Annotated in this window: 15 protein-coding genes; 14 read left to right on the forward strand and 1 reads right to left on the reverse strand. The window is 62.6% G+C overall.

The window, feature by feature from the left end; genetic code table 11:
- Positions 1-172: 172 nt before the first annotated feature.
- Genes dnaX through KZO83_RS04545 form a run of 6 tightly spaced genes read left to right on the forward strand, consistent with a single transcriptional unit; the run spans position 173 to position 5,118 of the window.
- Positions 173-2,221, forward strand: a complete 2,049-nt coding sequence (gene dnaX / locus KZO83_RS04520; RefSeq protein WP_247619907.1) for a DNA polymerase III subunit gamma/tau — start codon at positions 173-175, stop codon at positions 2,219-2,221.
- Positions 2,222-2,266: 45 nt separating this feature from the next.
- On the forward strand, positions 2,267-2,593 hold the full coding sequence (locus KZO83_RS04525) for a YbaB/EbfC family nucleoid-associated protein (protein WP_040243846.1): 327 nt from the start codon (positions 2,267-2,269) through the stop codon (positions 2,591-2,593).
- Between the two features lie 3 nt (positions 2,594-2,596).
- Complete coding sequence (gene recR / locus KZO83_RS04530) at positions 2,597-3,208, forward strand: recombination mediator RecR (protein WP_247619908.1); 612 nt, start codon at positions 2,597-2,599, stop codon at positions 3,206-3,208.
- Between the two features lie 29 nt (positions 3,209-3,237).
- On the forward strand, positions 3,238-4,365 hold the full coding sequence (gene rnd / locus KZO83_RS04535; RefSeq protein WP_247619909.1) for a ribonuclease D: 1,128 nt from the start codon (positions 3,238-3,240) through the stop codon (positions 4,363-4,365).
- A gap of 12 nt (positions 4,366-4,377) precedes the next feature.
- Entirely contained in the window at positions 4,378-4,668 is a 291-nt protein-coding gene (locus tag KZO83_RS04540) for a YcgL domain-containing protein (protein ID WP_247619910.1), read from the forward strand.
- A gap of 3 nt (positions 4,669-4,671) precedes the next feature.
- Positions 4,672-5,118, forward strand: coding sequence for a YcgN family cysteine cluster protein (locus KZO83_RS04545; protein WP_247619911.1), 447 nt, complete (start codon positions 4,672-4,674; stop codon positions 5,116-5,118).
- Between the two features lie 71 nt (positions 5,119-5,189).
- Here KZO83_RS04545 and KZO83_RS04550 read toward each other — a convergent pair whose 3' ends face one another.
- Positions 5,190-7,286: a S9 family peptidase gene (locus KZO83_RS04550; protein WP_247619912.1), complete on the reverse strand. Its 2,097-nt coding sequence runs from the start codon at positions 7,284-7,286 to the stop codon at positions 5,190-5,192.
- A gap of 48 nt (positions 7,287-7,334) precedes the next feature.
- Here KZO83_RS04550 and KZO83_RS04555 point away from each other — a divergent pair, with 48 nt between their 5' ends.
- The 8 genes from KZO83_RS04555 (at position 7,335) to KZO83_RS04590 (ending at position 19,363) form a co-directional block, all read left to right on the forward strand.
- Complete coding sequence (locus tag KZO83_RS04555) at positions 7,335-7,790, forward strand: hypothetical protein (protein WP_178998079.1); 456 nt, start codon at positions 7,335-7,337, stop codon at positions 7,788-7,790.
- 39 nt (positions 7,791-7,829) lie between these two features.
- Positions 7,830-9,647, forward strand: coding sequence for a VWA domain-containing protein (locus tag KZO83_RS04560; RefSeq protein WP_247619913.1), 1,818 nt, complete (start codon positions 7,830-7,832; stop codon positions 9,645-9,647).
- Positions 9,648-10,001: 354 nt separating this feature from the next.
- Positions 10,002-11,693 (forward strand): AMP-binding protein, encoded by a 1,692-nt coding sequence (locus KZO83_RS04565; RefSeq protein ID WP_040243837.1) that lies wholly within the window; start codon positions 10,002-10,004, stop codon positions 11,691-11,693.
- 82 nt (positions 11,694-11,775) lie between these two features.
- Positions 11,776-15,759, forward strand: coding sequence for an ATP-dependent RNA helicase HrpA (gene hrpA, locus KZO83_RS04570; RefSeq protein ID WP_247619914.1), 3,984 nt, complete (start codon positions 11,776-11,778; stop codon positions 15,757-15,759).
- A 49-nt stretch (positions 15,760-15,808) separates the two neighbouring features.
- Positions 15,809-16,951: a beta-ketoacyl-ACP synthase III gene (locus KZO83_RS04575; RefSeq protein ID WP_040243834.1), complete on the forward strand. Its 1,143-nt coding sequence runs from the start codon at positions 15,809-15,811 to the stop codon at positions 16,949-16,951.
- Positions 16,951-17,700: an MlaA family lipoprotein gene (locus KZO83_RS04580; RefSeq protein WP_075369134.1), complete on the forward strand. Its 750-nt coding sequence runs from the start codon at positions 16,951-16,953 to the stop codon at positions 17,698-17,700. The genes KZO83_RS04575 and KZO83_RS04580 overlap by 1 nt, the downstream gene beginning before the upstream one ends.
- Positions 17,701-17,715: 15 nt before the next feature.
- Entirely contained in the window at positions 17,716-18,855 is a 1,140-nt protein-coding gene (locus KZO83_RS04585; protein WP_247619915.1) for a PP2C family protein-serine/threonine phosphatase, read from the forward strand.
- Entirely contained in the window at positions 18,848-19,363 is a 516-nt protein-coding gene (locus KZO83_RS04590; protein WP_075369136.1) for an STAS domain-containing protein, read from the forward strand. The genes KZO83_RS04585 and KZO83_RS04590 overlap by 8 nt, the downstream gene beginning before the upstream one ends.
- Positions 19,364-19,385: the final 22 nt, after the last annotated feature.

Raw genomic sequence — 19,385 nt, forward strand, 5'->3', positions numbered from 1 at the left:
GCCGCCTCCATTTCGTCTCCCCGTATTGCTGTTCGACCTCGATGTCGACTCGCCCCTCGTCGAAGTTCTCGCTACCCGCTAGAATGGACGCTTTAACGATCTTCCCCTCTGTGTCGAGTGCTTGGTGCTGCCAGGTGGGAATCGGCCCGATCTGCAAGGACATCCCGACGGTATGAGTTACCAGGTTCTGGCCCGCAAATGGCGCCCCCGCACGTTTCACGAACTGGTTGGCCAGGAGCATGTCTCGCGTGCGCTGGTCAATGCGCTCGATCAGGGGCGTCTTCACCATGCCTATCTGTTTACCGGCACGCGCGGGGTCGGCAAGACGACGCTGGCACGGATTCTTGCCAAGTGCCTGAACTGCCGCCAGGGCGTGACCTCGGTACCGTGCGGTGAATGCGAAACCTGCCGGGAGATCGACGAGGGGCGTTTTGTCGACCTGATCGAGGTCGATGCCGCGTCCCGCACCAAGGTCGAGGATACGCGCGAGCTGCTCGACAACGTGCAGTACGCGCCGACCCAGGGGCGCTACAAGGTGTACCTCATCGATGAGGTGCACATGCTTTCCTCGCACAGTTTCAATGCGCTGCTCAAGACGCTCGAGGAGCCGCCGCCCCACGTCAAGTTCCTGCTGGCGACCACCGATCCGCAGAAGCTCCCGGTGACGGTACTCTCGCGTTGCCTGCAGTTTACGCTCAAGAATATGCCGCCGGAGCGCGTGGTCGGGCATCTGACGCATATTCTCGAAGCCGAGTCGGTGACCTTCGACGAGCAAGCGCTGTGGTTGCTGGGCAAGGCCGCCGAGGGCTCGATGCGCGACGCCTTGAGTCTGACCGACCAGGCCATTGCTTTCGGGCAGGGTGAGGTGCGTCATGCCGATGTCGCGGCCATGTTGGGCACACTCGATCATCGTCACCTGTTGGCATTGGCCGAGGCGCTGGCGGAGGTCGATGCCGCGCGGGTGCTGCAAGAAGTCGCCAGCCTGGCCGAGCAGGGGCCGGATTTCGGCGGTATCCTCGACGATCTGGCCGGCATCTTCCACCGCCTGACCATCGCCCAGATGGTGCCGGATGCGCTGGATAACGGCCACGGCGACCGCGATACCCTGCTGCCGTTGGCCGCGCGCTTCACCGCTGAGGATGTGCAGCTCTATTACCAGATCGCGCTGCAAGGGCGCGGCGACATGGAGAGCGCGCCGGACCCGCGTACTGCGCTGGAGATGACGCTGCTGCGCATGCTGGCATTCCGCCCCCAGGGCGTACCCAAGCCGCCACAGACGCCGTTGCCGATTCGTGGTGCGGCGGAAGGCGAGGCCGCAGCGAGCACGCCGGCGGCGTCCGCGCCCGGCCAGCCCGCAGCGGCTGAGCCTGCACCTAGCCAGCCGTCGCCTGCCGTCGCCCCTTCGTCTAGCGAGCCGTCACCTCCCGTGACTCAGGCGCCCGCGGCGGATGATAGCAGTCCCGTAGCGGGTGATAGCGGTAACCATGCACCGCACGAGCTGCCTGCGGCCGCCGTACCTGAAGTCGAGACGCCCGCAGTAGAGGAGGAGATGCCGGCTCCGGTGGCCGAAGCCCCTGATGACGCTGTCGATGCCGCGCTCGAAGACGAGGCGCAACGCCAGGCGGACGCCGCTGGCGTTGCCGATGTGGACGATGCACCGCCTTGGGCGCTCGACGATGCGGCGGCGCCAGCCGCCTCCGAGCCACCTGCGGCTGCCCCGGAGCCTCCGGCGGTGAGTGCCACTGAAGAGGCGGATGAGTCTGATCCCGAGCCCTCGACGCCGGCGCCTGTCGCCGCCAGGCCCGAGACGGGGACTTTCGACCACGCGCGTTGGCTGGCGGTTTTCGAGTCGCTGCCGCTGGGTGGCCTGACGCGTAACCTGGCGGCGCACTGCATCGTCGAGCACGACGACGGCGAAACGCTGGCGCTACGGCTGGACCCCTCGCAGGGGGCGATGCTGGCCGATGTCCACATCGAGCGTCTCACCAAGGCTTTGGCCGATCAGGGCGTCGAGCGGCGTTTGAATGTCACGGTCGCGGCCCTGCCCGAGGAGCTGGATACACCGCGTTCGCAAAGTGAGCGGCTGGCGCGAGAGCGTCATGCCCAAGCGGTTGAAGCATTGCGCCGCGACCCGCATATTCAGATGCTAGAACATGATTTTGGCGCCCACTTGTTGGAACGCAGCGTGACGCCGAACGATGGCGCCGCTTCCGATGCGTAAGTCGTTGGCGGCCTTGACTTTTTAGAACTCCTTGAGGATATGACCATGATGAAGGGCGGAATGGGCAACATGATGAAACAGGCCCAGGAAATGCAGGAAAAGATGCAGAAGGTCCAGGAGGAAATCGCCGAAACCGAAGTCACGGGCGAGGCCGGGGCCGGTATGATCAAAGTCACCATGAACGGTCGCCACGACGTGAGTAGCGTGAATATCGACCCCTCGGTGATGGAAGAGGACAAGGAATTGCTCGAGGACTTGCTGGCTGCCGCCGTCAACGACGCGGTGCGCAAGGTCGAGACGACATCCAAGGAGCGTATGGAAGAAGTCACCGCCGGGATGAACCTGCCGGCGGACTTCAAGATGCCGTTCTAAGCGATGGCGTTTTCTCCTCTCGTCGATCAACTGCTGGAGACGCTGCGTGTGTTGCCGGGCGTGGGTCCCAAGACCGCGCAGCGCATGGCGCTGCATCTGCTGGAGCGCGACCGCGATGGCGGCCGTCGGCTTGTTGCCTCGTTGGGCGAGGCGTTGGAGCAGGTTGGCTATTGTCAGCGCTGCCGAACGCTGACCGAAACGCCGCTATGCACCATTTGCGAGGATGCGCGGCGCGATGAAGGGCTGCTGTGCGTGATCGAATCGCCGGCCGACATGCTGGCGATCGAGCAGGCCGGCGGCTATCGCGGTCACTATTTCGTGCTTCACGGCCATTTGTCGCCGCTGGACGGCATCGGCCCCGAGGACATTGGGCTCGATCAGCTCGATGAGCGGCTCGCAAACGGCGCTATCGAGGAATTGATCTTGGCCACCAATCCCACCGTGGAAGGCGAAGCCACTGCGCACTATATCGCCGAACAACTGCGCGGGACTGGCGTGCGTCTGTCGCGCCTGGCGTATGGCGTGCCCATGGGGGGCGAGCTGGAATACGTGGATGGCGGCACGCTGAGCCGCGCCTTCAATGGTCGTTTGCCGTTCGCGCAAGAATCGAGCTGACCCTCATTATCGTCAACTAAGGATACGGGATGCCCCCGAGTTTCGAGATTCGCTGGGTGGAAACGCCCACTGCGCTGGCCGAGGCGTGTGAGACGCTAGCCGACGCCGATTGGCTAGCGGTGGACACGGAATTTCACCGCGAGTCGACGTTCTTTCCCATTGCAGCGCTCGTGCAGCTCTACGCCGGCGGCGATGAGGTTTTCCTGATCGATCCGCAAGTCGTGGCGGCCGATAGTGCTCTGCAGACGCTCCTGGGTGCCGGCGGACCGCTCAAGTTGCTGCATGCCAGCGGCGAGGATCTCGAAGTGTTGGAGAGTTGGGCGGATGTGGCCGTTGCGCCGATCGCCGATACGCAGGTAGCTCAAAGCTTGCTGAGTACTCAGGCGTCGCTGGGCTATCAGCGGCTGGTCGAGCATTGGACCGGCGATGTCTTGCCCAAGGAAGAAACGCGTTCGGATTGGCTGCGACGTCCTTTGTCCGACTCACAACTACGCTATGCCGCGCTGGACGTGGTCTATCTGCCGCTCGTTTGGCAGGCGCAGCGTGACGCGTTGGTACAACAGGGACGCCTGGCTTGGCTGGAGGAAGAGTGCGCGCGCCTATGCGAGGCCAACCGTCGCGATCGCGATGCCGATGAACAGTGGTATCGTCGTCATCGCCAGTTGTGGCGTCTCGAGCCGCGTCAGCTGGCGCTTTATCAGGCGCTCACGCGTTGGCGCGAAGGCGAGGTGCGCCTTCGCGATCTGCCTCGAGGCTGGCTGGCGAGCGATAAGGTGCTGTTCGCGATCGCGGTGGAAATGCCGCACAACCGCTATCAGCTCTCGACCGTCGAAGGCGTCAGGCCCAAACTGATCAAACATGACGGCGATACGTTGCTGGCGATGGTGCAGGAAGCCGTTCACCTCGATGACGACGCATTGCCGGCACCGCTTCCACCACCGCATTCAGCGGCGTTCAAGACGCGGCTCAAGGCGCTCAAGACTGTCGTCAACCGCGAAGCAGAGCGCCTGGACATCGCCCCTGAGGTGTTGGCCAATCGCCGCGATCTCGAAGCCCTGGTGATGGCGGATCTGGATGGCGTGCCGCTGTCATTACCCCAGGGTTGGCGTGGCACCTTGCTGGCCGAGGCGTTCACCCAGGCACTGGCCGATCACTGAGAGGCGAAGACGATGCCCAAACGACTCTGTGAAATCTTCAAGAGCCCGCGTCGCGACGAGATGTATTTATACGTGGATCGCGCACGAGGGCTAACGGATGTTCCCGAAGCCCTGCTCGAGCGGTTCGGCAAACCGGTATCGGTGACCGTGATGATGCTCGGTGACGACAAGTCGCTAGCGCGGGCCAAGGCGAGCGACGTGCTGGCCGCCATCGAGACACAAGGCTTCTACCTGCAGATGCCGCCGGCGCGCGAGTCTTACATGCTGGATTCATACAAGGCGCCCACTGAGGCACGGTACTGATTCATGCGTGAACGTTTCTGGGAGCGCTTTTCCCTCCAAGAGCTCGACGATGAAGAGTGGGAAGCCCTCTGCGACGGGTGCGGTTTGTGCTGCCTGCTCAAGCTTGAAGACGAAGAGAGCGGCGATGTCGCCACGCTCAACGTGGCCTGCCAGCTGCTGGATATCGATACGTGCCGTTGCAGCGATTACGAAAATCGCTTCGAGCACGTGCCGGGATGCACCAAGTTGACCCGAGACAACCTGGCGGCGTTTCATTGGCTACCGGCGTCGTGTGCCTATCGTCGATTGGCCGAGGGGCGCAAACTCGCGGCCTGGCATCCGCTGAACGCGGGCGATGCACGGCGTATGCATCGCAAGCAGAAGAGCGTGCGTCACTTCGCGGTGAGTGAGTGTGAGGTGGCCGATGAGGCGCTCGAGGATCACATCATCGACATCATTCCGTGCCAATGACGTGTTCGGTGGCATGGAGAGGTGATTGATATGAAGAAGGCCCCGGTACGGGGCCTTCTTCATTATGGGCGTCAGTCCGCGCCCTCAGCGGATATTTCGTTGTCGGTGAGGCCCAGAGCCCAAAGCAGGAAGGCATCCTGGCGGGCATTGTCGTGCCAGGCCTTGAAGCGCCCCGAGGCACCCCCATGCCCAGCCGCCATGTCAGTGCGTAGCATGATTGGGCGGCGCTCGGCGGCGGGCAGTTGTGAGACGATCTCGGTCAGGCGCGCGTAAAGCTTGGCCGGTTCCCAGTAGGGCACGCGTGAGTCATGCCAACTGCCTTGCAGGAACAGCGTGGGATAAGGCTGCGCGACGAGGTTGTCGAGGGGCGAGTAGTCGCGTATGCGGCGTTTCGCTTCGGGTTCATTGGGGTTGCCCCATTCGCTGTATTCCGCGGTCGTCAACGGCAGATCGGGGTTTTCCATGGTGCGCAGCACATCGACGAATGGCACGTCGAGCACGGCGGCACAGAACGCGTCCGGCTCGAGATTGAGACTGGCACCCACCAGCAGCCCACCGGCGCTGGCGCCATAGGCGGCGATGCGATGGGTATCTGCCACGCCATTCGCTACCAGGGCATGACGCGCGGCGAGAAAGTCGCGGAAGCTGTTTTCCTTGTGCGCCAGCTTGCCGGCCAAGTACCAGGGCTCGCCCCGATCGCCGCCACCGCGCACATGGGCGACGGCGAACGCCACGCCCCGTGACAGTAGTTCGAGCCGCGCCACGGAAAACCACGGATCGAGCACTTCCCCGTAGGCGCCATAGCCATAGAGCAACGTCGGCAGGGGGCCTTGCTCGATAAGGTCGCCGCGTGCCACGACGGAGACCGGGATGCGTTCTCCGTCGTGTGCCTCGGCCCACAGGCGGCGGCATACTAGTTGCGCCGGGGCAAGATCGCCGTGCACGGGCTGGGCTTTGAGCAGGCGGCGCACATCGGTATCGAGATCGTGCTCGATCCAGCGTGGCGGCAGCGTGAACGATTCCTCGTGTAGACGCAGGCGGCGGGTGTCGAAGTCGGGTGTATCGCCCAGTACCAGGCTGCAGGGAGCTTCGGGCAGCGGCAGGCGACGCTTGATCGGCGTATCCGTATCGAGCGCGACCACACTGAGATGCACCTGGGCCTCGCGGTGATCGCGTTCGGTGATGACGAGTCCCCAGGCAAAGGCATCGACGCCTTCCAGCGTCAGGTGCTCCTGGTGATCGAGCAGCGGTGTCCAGCCACCCGGCGTGGACTCGGTCGCGACGTCGAGCTGGAAGTGCGGTGCGCCCTGGTTATGCAGGATGTAAAAGTGACCGGGGCGATGTTCGAGGCCGTATTCAACGCCTTTAACGCGTTCGCGTACGCAGCGCGGCGGCGCATCGGGCGCTGCCGCGGGGATCAGATGGCACTCAGAGGTGTCCTTGGAGGCGGTTTCCAGCACCAGCCATGCGCGTGAGCGGGTCTTGCCGAGCCCCACCCAAAACTCGGCGTCCATTTCACGGAACAGACACGCGCTTTTGCCGCTTTCGATATCCAGCCGCCAGATGCTGTCGGGGCGCTGCGTGTCGTCGTAGCGTGTGAATAGCAGGTTGCGGTTGTCCTCGGCGCAACATAGCTCGGGACCTATGTCGGTCAGCAGACATCGGGGTTCGCCGCCGGGCAGGGCGCGCAGGAAGAGGTCGAAATTCTCGTCGCCGTTGGTGTCCTCGGTCCACGCTAGCCAGCTTTCATCGGGGGCGATGGCCATGTCGGCGACTTCCATGAAGTCGTGATGCAGGGCGCGGGCCTGGACATCGAGCACGCATTCACGCTGAGATGCGTCGTGATTGGGGTGGCGCCACCATATCGGATAGTCGGCGTCGTGGGCTGTCTCGCTCCAATAGGTATGGTGATCGAGTGGCGTGCGCAGGCCATCGACGGCCAGTTCGCGACGCGCCAGGTGGCCAGCGTAGAGCGTCTCGACGAGCGGCTCGAGGGGCGCGAAGCAGGCGGTGGACTCTGCGTTGGCCTGCTCGAGAAAGCTCTCCACCTCGGGGTCGTCGCGATTCTCCAGCCAATGCCAGTGAGGATCGTCCTTGCGTTTGAAGCGTGCGACCGGCGAGAGTTGGGTCGCGTCGTGAAGCGCAGGGATGTGCGGCTGTGCTTTCATGTGCAGCGGTGTACCATGTCGAAGAAAGATCGAACGCGAGAGGACGCGATGCTGATTTCCGATTCCCTGCCACAGTTGTGGCTGAGTTACTTTGTATTATCGCTGCTGGTACTGGTCACCGGCTACCTCGGGGTGCGCTTTTTGCCCAAGCTACCGCGTTGGGTCGTGACGGGTGTAGTCGCGGGGATGTTATGGGCGGTGGCGCCATTTACCTCGCCTTTGTTGGAAGACGGTGAGCATTATTCCGGTCTCGCGCCGGCTATCGTCGTCGCTGCGGTGGGTGTGTTGCAAGGCGATGGTGGACAGCTTGCCGTGGCCACGCCGCTATTGTTGGTCGGCATGGCGATAGGCGGTGTGCTCGGTGCGCTGCTGTATATATGGCGCCGGCGGCGCCATAGCGGTGATGATAACGACGGGCCACGCGGTGGTGACAAGCAGCGTAAGTCGACCTCTGGAAATGCGCGGGACGACGACGCTCGGCGTCGTGAGCCAGTGCTCAACTGACACTCTCTGATTATTCGTATTACAAAAGAAGGAAGGGTCATGCGAGCGCTGTTCGCGTTTCTGTTGTTGTGCGTAGGCGGAGGGCTCTCGCCCCTCGCCTGGGCACAGGACTCTACCGCATCCCAGACACCGGATGTCCGCATGATTTTCGATGTCTCGGGGAGCATGAAGGCCAACGATCCCGCTAACTTGAGGGCCTCGGCCCTGCAACTGGCGGCGACCTTGTTGCCCTCGCAGACGCGTGGCTCGGTGTGGACGTTTGGTTCGCAGGTGCGCAATCCCTTGCCCGATGGCAAGGTCGACGCCCAATGGCGGCGACGTGCTCGGTCGCTGGCCCCGCAACTGGTTGACTATCAGCAGTTCACGGATATCGAAGGGGTGCTGCGTGACGCCACCGACACGCCGGGAGGTAAACGCCATGTGGTGCTGTTGACCGACGGTATGGTCGATCTGCCGGGAAGTGGTGAGGGAAAACGTACCCGCGATACGGCGTCGCGCGAGACATTGCTGACCTCGCTGGCGCCTGAGCTGGCCTCGCGCGATGTGGTGGTGCATACCATCGCTCTATCGCATAACGTGGATCGCGAGTTGCTCGAGCGGATATCCCAGGCCACAGGTGGCTTGGCAGCGGTGGCCGAAACACCGGAAGCATTGTTGCGGGCGTTTCTCGATGTGCTCGAGCGCATCGTGCCCAGCGACCAGTTGCCGCTTGAAAAGGGAAGCTTCGATGTCGATGACGAGGTCGAGGGCTTCAATGCGCTGCTGTTTCACGACGAAGACGCGCCCGAACTCGCCTTGGTGGGCCCCGACGGTGAGCGTTACACGCGTGACGATCATCCCGACGATATGCTCTGGCAGAGCAACCCGCGCTATGACCTGATCCGCGTGCCCGAGCCACAGGTGGGCGAGTGGCATATCGAGGGGCCGGTGGGACGCGATAGCCGCGTGAGCATCGAGTCGCCGCTGCAATTGCGCAGTGACACGCTGCCGCCGACTTTGTATCTGGGCTTCGAAGTGCCGATCGATGCCTGGCTGGTCCGCGATGGCGATATTCTCAAGGGCGATACGTTGCCCGAAGACGTACGCCTGCGGGGAGCGTTGCGCGGGCTCGATGACGAAACGCTGGCCTCCACGTCCTTGAAAGCCGACAACGATGGGCACTTCACGGGGACGCTGGCGGCCCCCGAGGAGGCAGGCAATGCTCGCTTGGTGCTCAACGCCGATAGCGACTCATGGCAGCGCGAGCGCGTGCAGGGCGTCAATGTCGTCACTCCCGTAAGCGCGACGCTGAACGACGATGCCACGCAGGTCACGCTGGAAGCGCAGCATCCGCGCCTGAACGTCGACAACACGCAGATATCGGCGAACCTGTTGGGCGAAACGCTCGACGTGGTGCCCGATGGCGAGCGGACATGGCAGGTCGCGCTGCCGGAGATCGATCCCGAACAATCGGTGCCGCTGGATCTCGATGTGTCGGTGACACTCGATGATCGTACCTGGTCCATTGCCTTACCCGCGCTGCGCCTCAACCCCGAGGCGCGTATCGGCGTCTCCGGGGCCGATGTCGATGGCGATGGGCCGCGGGCCGAAGCGTTACCGGACGACGCTACTGCCGCCACCCAAGATGACGAAAGCGATGCGCGCGAAGAGAGCAGTTTGACCGTTCTTGCCAGCGCACTATGGGATAAGGCCGGCGACGAGTGGCAGGCGCTGAGACCGCATGTCGAACCCTATGCCAAGCGCCCCACGACCTGGGCGGTGTTCGCCGCGCTGTTACTGGCGCTGGTGCTCTTGTGGAGGCTGCGCCGGCGTTCCCGACGTCGTCATCATCGGCGGCGCCACGAACCGCAGGTATAACAACCAGCAAGGTTTAGAGCCTCGGCATCATTGCCGGGGCTCTTTGTCGTCCGTTCCTTGTGAGCCGTTCTTTGTGAACCGTTCTTTGTGAATATGTGTCGATGGACGGTGTTGAACGTTAGTTTCAATCGACTGTTTTAATTCCTGCTGGCCTGTTATAACGGAAACGGCACCGCCAATGATGTTGTCCGACAGATGTCGAACAATGTTTCATCACGCGCGCCGAAGCGGCTGGTGTCGTGGCGGGTGTCGCGCTATCTTGCGGAAAGCCTGTGTTTTTCAGCATGGCCCAGGCGCGAGATTCAATAATAAATGTCGGCGCCATTAAGTCGATTCGGTCAGCGGAGATATACGATGAGCCACGCCACCTCGCCGGTCGTTTCCGGTCCGCCTCTCGAAGGAATGGAGGAGTTCGCCTCGGTCAACGAGGTCTTCGTCCACACCTGCGGGCGCTTCGCCGACAAGCCGGCGTTCACCTGCATGGGGCAAACGCTGAGCTACTCGGAACTCGAACGCCTCTCGCGGGACTTCGCCGCCTGGCTCAGCGAGGAAACCGACCTCGTGCCGGGGGACCGCATCGCCATCCAGTTGCCCAATGTGCTGCAATTTCCCGTGGCGATCTTCGGCGCCATGCGTGCCGGGCTGGTGGTGGTCAATACCAACCCGCTGTATACCGAGCGCGAGATGGCGCATCAATTTCAGGATGCCGACGTCAAGGCGATCCTGATTCTCGCCAACATGGCCGACAAGCTCGAGCGAATACTGCCGCGCACGGCGATTCGACACGTGCTGGTGACCGAACTCGGCGACATGCATGACTTTCCCAAGCGCACGCTGATAAATGCCGTGGTCAAGCACGTCAAGAAGTTGGTGCCGCGCTACACATTGCCCGAGGCGACACGCTTTCGCGATGCTCTGACGCGCGGGCGAGAGCAGTCGAGTGACGCCGCGACATGCCAGACCGATGATGTGGCCGTATTGCAGTACACCGGCGGTACCACCGGCGTCGCCAAGGGCACCATGCTCACGCATCGCAACCTGATCGCCAACATGCTGCAAACTCGCCAGATGATCGCCGGACTGATCGAGGAAGGGCGCGAGACGATCATCGCACCGCTGCCCGTTTATCATATCTACACCTTCACGGTGAATTGCCTGTTCACCATGGTCACCGGCAATCACACCGTGCTGATTCCCAATCCGCGCGATATCGACGGCTTCATCAAGACGCTGCGCAAGACCGAGTACACCGGTTTCGTGGGGCTCAATACGTTATTCAACGCGCTGTGTCAGCGCGAGGACTTTCGCGCCCTGGATTTTTCGCGCCTCAAGCTGACCATTTCCGGTGGCATGGCGCTGACCAAGGCCGCCGCGAAACGTTGGGAAGAGGTCACGGGCTGCGCGATCCTGGAAGGTTATGGGATGACCGAGACCTCGCCCATCGTATGCGTCAATCCGCCGGACGGTATTCAACTGGGCACCATCGGCAAGCCGGTGCCCGGTACCTCGATCAAGGTGGTCGGGCCCGAAGGCGAAGAGGTCGCGCGGGGCGAGCCCGGCGAGTTGTGCGTCCAGGGCCCGCAGGTGATGAAGGGGTATTGGAATCGCCCCGAGGATACCGCCAAGACGCTGGACGCCGAGGGTTGGATTCGCACCGGCGATATCGCCGTGATTCAGGACGACGATTACGTGCGCATCGTCGACCGCAAGAAGGACATGATCATCGTCTCCGGCTTCAACGTCTATCCCAACGAGGTCGAGGACGTGGTCGCCACGCACGAGGATGTGATCGAGGTCGCCGCCATCGGCGTGTCCGACGATGCCTCCGGCGAGGCGATCAAACTCTTCGTGGTGAGCCGCAACGAGACGCTGGATGCCGAAACCTTGCGCGCCTGGTGCAAACAGGAACTCTCCGCCTACAAGGTGCCCAAGTTCATCGAGTTTCGCGATGAGCTGCCCAAGACCAACGTCGGTAAGGTGCTGCGCCGCGAACTCCGCGATGACCAGGGCGGCAAAGAATCGGTGCCGGGGGATCGGGCAACATAGGCGCGAGGTCGGCCTTGGCGTTACAATTGACGGCTCGCCTTCCCATGGAGGCGAGCCGTTTTGCTGATTTGATGAGGCGCCCTTGAGCACGACACCGACGAGCGATTCCCACGATCAATTGGCGCACCTGCGCGCGCAACTCGACGACTGCCTGCTGCGTGATGCCTACGATCAAGGGCGGCGTCTAGACAAGCTGGTAGGACGCGCGCGCGGCGGTAAACCCATCGACCGTTCGCTACGCGAGATCGAGACGCATCTGGCGCGCTCGCGCGAGGCCTTGGCGGCGCGGCGTGCCCAGCCGCTGACGCTGAACTATCCCGAGCACCTGCCCGTGGCCGAGCGGCGCGACGACTTGCTGGCGGCGCTCGACGAACATCAAATCGTCGTGGTGGCGGGGGAAACCGGCTCGGGCAAGACTACCCAGCTGCCCAAGCTATGTCTCGAGTTGGGGTTGGGACGGCGTGGCCTGATCGGCCATACGCAGCCCCGGCGTCTGGCGGCGCGTACCGTGGCCACGCGCCTCGCCGAAGAACTGGAAGTACCGCTGGGGTCGCAGGTCGGCTACCAGGTACGTTTCACCGACCAGACTGACGAGCGCACCCTGGTCAAGCTGATGACCGACGGTATCCTGCTCGCCGAGACGCAGAACGATCCGGATCTGACGCGCTATGACGCGATCATCATCGACGAGGCTCACGAGCGCAGTCTCAACATCGATTTCCTGCTCGGTTATCTCAAGCGCCTGACCGAGCGCCGGCCCGACCTCAAGATCATCATTACCTCGGCGACCATCGATGTCGAGCGCTTCAGCCAACACTTCGGGCGTGAAGGCAAACCGGCACCGGTGGTCGAGGTGTCGGGGCGCACCTACCCGGTGGATGTGCTCTATCGGCCGCTGGTCCGCGATGCCGATGACGAGGAAGACCGTTCCCTGCAGGAAGGCATCCTGCATGCGGTGGAAGAGATCGAGACCATCGAGCGCGAACGGCGCTGGTTCAGCGGGCCGCGCGATGTCTTGATCTTTCTGCCCGGTGAGCGGGAAATCCGCGAGACGGCGGATACTTTGCGGCGTGCCGATCTGCGGGGCACCGAGATCCTGCCGCTCTATGCGCGACTCTCCAATGCCGAGCAGAATCGCGTGTTCCAGTCGCACACCGGACGCCGCATCGTGCTGGCCACCAATGTCGCCGAAACCTCACTGACCGTACCGGGCATTCGCTATGTCATCGATCCCGGTCTGGTGCGCATGAGCCGTTACAGCTACCGCGCCAAGGTCCAGCGGCTGCCCATCGAGCCGGTTAGCCAGGCCAGCGCCGACCAGCGTAAGGGGCGTTGCGGGCGTATCAGCGAGGGCGTGTGCATCCGCCTCTACAGCGAGGAAGATTTCCTGGCGCGGCCGACCTATACCGAACCCGAGATTCAGCGCACCAATCTGGCTTCGGTGATCTTGTCGATGCTGGCACTGAAACTCGGCGATATCGAAGCGTTTCCGTTCGTCGACGTGCCGGATTCGCGCTTCGTCAAGGACGGTTATCGCCTGCTCTACGAACTGGGGGCCGTGGGGGCCGACAATCGCCTGAGCGAGCTGGGGCGGCGCCTGGCCCGTTTGCCCATCGACCCACGCCTAGCGCGCATGGTGCTGGCCGGCGCCGAGCAGGGTAGCTTGCGCGAAACCTTGATCGTGGTCAGCGCGTTGGCCGCTCAGGACCCGCGTGACCGCCCGGCCGACAAGCGCCAGGCGGCGGACGAGAAGCATCGCCAGTGGCAGGACCCCGAGTCCGATTTCATGGCGTGGCTGAATCTCTGGCATGGCGTCGAGCATGCGCGCGAGACATTGTCCGGCAACCAACTGCGGCGTTGGTGCCGTGACAATTATCTGAGTTATCTGCGACTACGCGAGTGGCACGATACCTTCCGACAGCTCAAGCAATTGACCCGCGACATGGGGCTTGAGTCCTCCAGCGCGGTGCTGCCACCCAAGGAAGACGCCCCTGCGACGGCGCATCCGCGCGTCGATGGCGAACGCCTGCACAAGGCGCTGCTGTCGGGGCTGCTCTCGCATCTGGGGACGCTGCAGGAAAATCGCGAGTATCTGGGGGCGCGCAATCGCAAGTTCATGATTCATCCCGGCTCGGGGCTGGCCAAGAAAACGCCCAAGTGGGTCATGGCCGGCGAGCTGGTGGAAACCTCGCGACTCTATGCGCGTGACGTGGCACGCATACAGCCGGCCTGGGTCGAGCCCATGGCCGAGCATCTGATCAAGCGTAGCCACAGCGAGCCGCATTGGGAAATGAAGCGCGGCCAGGTCGTCGCCTTCGAGCAGGTCACGTTGTTCGGCCTGCCTATCGTCACCGGGCGGCGCGTCGACTATGCCAAGGTGGCGCCGGTGGAGGCACGCGAGATATTCATACGCCGCGCTCTGGTGGAAGGCGAGTATCGCAGTCAGGCCGATTTTTTCCAGCACAATCGCGCCTTGATCGACGACGTCGAGGAACTCGAAGACCGCGCCCGCAAGCGCGATATTCTGGTCGACGAGGAAACGCTGTTCGCCTTCTACGATGCGCGCTTGCCGGCGGATGTCGCGGGCGCGCGTAGCTTCGAGCGCTGGCGCAAGAAGGCCGAGCGCGAGGCACCCGACGTACTCAAGCTCGACCGTGACACGTTGATGGCGCGCGACGCCGAGGAAATCACGCAGGACGCCTATCCCGATGTGTTGGTACACAATGGCGTGCGTTATCCGCTTAGCTATCACTTCGCGCCGAGACAGCCCGACGACGGCGTGACCTTGACGGTGCCGGCGGCGATGCTGTCGCAACTGCCCGAAGGGCGACTCGAGTGGTTGGTGCCGGGGCTGTTGCGCGAGAAGTGCATCGCGCTGCTCAAGACGCTGCCCAAGGCGATTCGCCGCCAGGTGGTGCCGATTCCCGACTGGGTAGATGCTGCTCTGGCAACGCTGGTGCCCGATGAGCGTCCGTTGACCGAGGCGCTGGGCGAGTTCCTGCGTCGACGCACCGGTGTGCGCTTGGGCCCTGATGATTGGCATACCGAGGCCCTCGAGGCGCATCTGGTCATGAATCTGCGCGTGGTCGATCATGACGGCAAGGTGCTCGGCGAAGGGCGTGACTTGAGCGCCCTCAAGCAGCGTTTCGATGAGGCGGCAAGTCAAGGCGCGAAGGCCCTGGCGGCGAGTGGGCCGACGGCTGAGGCGCTGGACGAGTTACCGGCACAGGCGATCCCCGAATCGCGTTCCACACAGCAGGCGGGGATTCGCGTCGAGGCCTATCCGGCGTTGGTCGATCAGGGCGAGAGTCTGGCGATTGAATCCTTCGATCATCCAGACAAGGCACACGCGGTGCATCGTCATGGGGTCAAGCGCGCAGCGATGCTGCGCCTGCCCGAGCAGGTGCGCTATCTTGCCCGCGAGCTCAAGGGCGTTGACCGCTGTGCGTTGCTGTTCGCCAAGGTGGGCAGCAAACAACAACTCGTCGACGACCTGATCGAGGCGGTCTTCCTGCAAGTTGTCGCCGTGGATCCGTTGCCGCGTGATCGCCAGGCCCTGGAGGCGCGCATCGAGGTCACGCGAGGCGAGCTCGTCGCGCATGCCGAATCCCTGATCGCGACCCTCCAGAAGGCCCTGGAGGGGCATCTTGAAGTGACCAAGGCGCTCAAGGGCAACCTCAATTTGTCCTTGGCCTTGGTCTACAGTGATTTGAAAGCCCAGATGGGACGTCTGGTGTATCCCGGCTTCATCAGCGACGCTGAAGCCTGGCTCGAGCAGTATCCGCGCTACATGCAAGCAGCGCTGATCCGCCTCGAAAAGGCGCCGCGTGAACGCAACCGTGACCAGGCCGCGATGCAGCAGGTGCATGAATTCGAGGAGCGCCTGCACGCGCGCCTCGAGGCCGATCGGCGCGAGGGGCGTCGCGACCCACGTTTCATCGAGTTCGGCTGGTGGATCGAGGAGTTGCGGGTGTCGTTATTTGCCCAGCAGCTCGGCACCTTGGCGCCGGTCTCGGACAAGCGTCTCGAACGTCGCTGGGCGGAACTGACGGGACGTCAGCAGTGACACTGCGCCCTCTAACGACCACACGACAAGCGCACCTGGGAGCACGCTCATGACGCACGCGGTCATCACCGGAACGGGGCTTTATACTCCCCCCAACGCCATCGACAACGCGACGTTGGTGGCTTCGTTCAACGCCTGGGTGGACCTTGAGAACGCGCGCCACCACGAGGCGATTCGAGATGGACATCGCGAGCCACTCGAACATTCGAGCAGCGAGTTCATCGTCAAGGCTTCGGGAATTCATAGCCGCTACGTGGTCGAGGCGGCGGGGATCCTCGATCCCGACCGCATGCGTCCACAATTGGCACCACGCGCCAATGACGAGCTCAGCGTGCAGGCCGAGATGGGCTTGGAAGCGGCGCGCCAGGCGCTGTCCAATGCTGCGGTCACGCCCGACGCATTAGATATGGTGGTCGTGGCATGCTCCAACCTGCAGCGTGCGTATCCAGCCATCGCCGTGGAGCTGCAGGCGGCATTGGGCGCTGGCGGGTACGCTTTCGACATGAATGTGGCGTGCTCCAGCGCGACTTTCGCCATCGATCTCGCCAACAATGCGATTCGCGCCGGCAGCGCCAAGCGCGTGCTGGTGGTGAGCCCGGAGATCTGCTCGGCGCATCTCAATTTCCGCGATCGCGATAGTCACTTCATCTTCGGCGATGCGTGTACGGCGGTGCTGCTGGAGGCCGATGACGTAGCGCGAGCGGAGGAGCGCTTCGAGGTCATGAGCACGCGCCTGGTGACGCGTTTCTCGAACGCGATTCGCAACAATTTCGGCTTTCTCGACCGGGTGACGGAGCACAGGATCGATGCCGAACCGGCGTTCGTTGCCGATAAGTTATTCGTGCAGGAAGGTCGTCGGGTCTTCAAGGAGGTGTGTCCGCTGGTGGCCGAGTTGATTGGCGCTCACCTCGAGGCGCAGAATGTGGCACCTCGTGATCTCAAGCGATTGTGGCTGCATCAGGCCAATCGTCATATGAATGATCTGATCGCCCGGCGCGTGTTGGGGCGCGACCCTGACGAAAGCGAGGCACCGGTGATTCTCGACCGTTATGCCAACACCAGTTCTGCCGGTTCGATCATCGCCTTTCATCTGCACCGCGACAATCTAGCCGTGGGGGATGTGGGGGTGGTCTGTTCGTTCGGAGCGGGCTACAGTGCGGGCAATATATTATTGCGGAAGGTGAAGGCTTGATGAAAATGACCAAGTTGCTGGCCGCGGCATGCGTAGTGACGGCGGTAAGCGGCTGCGCGACGCAGGGCCAGACGGACGCCAATCCCGACGATCCTTGGGAGGGATATAACCGTAAGGTATTCGCTTTCAACGACACACTGGATCGTTATGCGTTGAAACCCGTTGCTCAAGGGTATGACTATGTAACCCCCGAGCCGGTTCAGTCGGGGGTCGGTAATTTCTTCAGCAACCTGGGAGAGATTGGCACCACGGTCAATAGCGTCTTGCAGTGGAAGTGGGCCAATGCCGGTGTGGCGTCCGGGCGTTTCGTGATCAATTCCATCCTGGGGATCGGTGGCATTCTCGACCCAGCCTCACGCATGGGTCTCGTCGAGCGCGAAGAAGATTTCGGCCAGACGTTGGCCACTTGGGGCGTCGGCGAAGGGCCTTACGTGGTCTTGCCGGTGTTGGGCGGACGCACGCTGCGCCATACCTCGGGATTACCCGTGGATTGGTATACCGACCCGGTGACCTATGTCGAAGAAGATTCGGTGCGCTATGGTTTGCGTTTCGTCGATCTCATCGATACCCGAGCAGGACTCCTTGACCGCGAAGAGCTGATTAGCGGTGACCGTTACAGCTTCATTCGTGATGCGTATCTCCAGAACCGGCGCTATGAGGTCAACGACGGTGAAACGGGAAAAGATCCCTTCGCCAGCGGTGATTTCGGCGACGATTTCGAATACGACGAAGACGCCTTCGCCGATTGATCCCGAGGCCCCTGCATGGCCAACGCACGTACTCTGATCGGTCTGCTCGACACGCCCGGCGCATCGCGAGATGCGCTGGCACGTCTCATTGGAAGCGGGCAGTTCGCCGTACTGGCGACGACGTCCGTAGACGCGTTACCCGACGATGTGGCCTTGGTAGTTGCCCATGTGCGGGCGGTCGCACGGGATGACTGGGCCACATTGGCCGCGCGCTGGCCGACTATCGTCATCAGCGAGACACGCCTCGATGGCGACCTGCTGCAGGCCGTGGACGCTGGGTTGGTCGATTATCTGGTCGAACCGGAATGCCATGGCGATATCTTGCGTCGCTTGATCGATCGCTCCATCGAACATCATCGATTGACTCAGGAGCATGCCCGCGACCGCCAACGCCTGGCCGAGCTCAACGAAAGCCTGGAAACCCACCTGGCCATGCTGCGTCTCGACCAGCAGGCCGGTTGGCAGATCCAGCGCAAGCTGCTGCCTGCTAGTCCGATAACGCTGCATGGCGTGCGCGCCGATTACTGGCTCGCGCCATCTCTTTATCTGTCGGGCGACTTTCTGGACTTTCAGCGTTGCGATGCACGCTACAGTTTCTTTTATTTCGTCGATGTCTCGGGGCACGGAGCGTCCTCGGCTTTTGTGACTGTGCTGCTCAAGTACCTCAGCAATCGCTGGCTGACGCAGTGGCCGCAACAGGCGGCGGAGACTTTCCCAGCGCGCTGCCTGACGGAGCTCAATCGAGAGCTTTTGGAGACGGGAATTGGCAAGCATGCCACGGTGTTTGCCGGGGTGCTTGACCATGAGCAACGCTATCTCCACTATTCGCTCGGCGCGCAGATGCCGATGCCCTTTCTGCAAGTGGATCGCGAAGTCAGCGTGCTCGAGGGCGAGGGGCCGCCGGTGGGATTGTTTCCCCATGTCGAGTTCCCGACCTATGGCTGTACATTGCCGCAACGATTCCGCCTTTGGCTGTGCTCCGATGGCATCTTGGAGTGCTTGGGTGGAGATACCCTCGATCAGCGTCTCGAGGCACTGAAACACCGAATTGTCTCTTGTGCGTCGGTGGACGCGTTGAAAGAGGGGCTCGTGCTAGGCGATGAACTGCCGGATGATCTCACCGTGATGACTTTGAGTGGATTCGACCATGCATGAAGGGCGTATTCAGGCGGCGTTCGACGCCGGTGTGTTCGTTCTCAAGCTCAGTGGTGACGTGCGTCTGACGTTATGCGCGACGCTCGATCAGCAGGCGCAGCGCGTGGCTGAGAGCCCGGGCCTTGTCGCGGTGATGATCGACCTGCGCGAGGCGACGAATGTCGACTCCACTGCACTGGGTTTTCTGGCCAAAGTGGCGATGGCCGTCCAGGGGCGTCTCGAACAGCCGCCGACCATCGTCGCTGAGCATCCCGACGTGCGCCGTATGCTCGACGTCATGGGATTTTCACGTTACTTCACCTTGCTCGAGGCACCTTTGACCGAACCGGCAAGCCTCGATGAGTTGCCGCAGGTGAGAGCCGATGAGCATGACATGCAGCAACGCATCCTCGAAGCACATCGTATCCTCATGCGCATGAGCGATCATAATCGCGACGAGTTCCAGCCGCTGGTCGACCTGCTCGAAGAGCAGAAATCCGACAAGGATTGTTCCAAGGCGCACCACTGAAAGCCTTCGAGTGGTGCGTGCG

The organism is Chromohalobacter moromii (assembly GCF_023091865.1).
Lineage (GTDB): Bacteria > Pseudomonadota > Gammaproteobacteria > Pseudomonadales > Halomonadaceae > Chromohalobacter > Chromohalobacter moromii.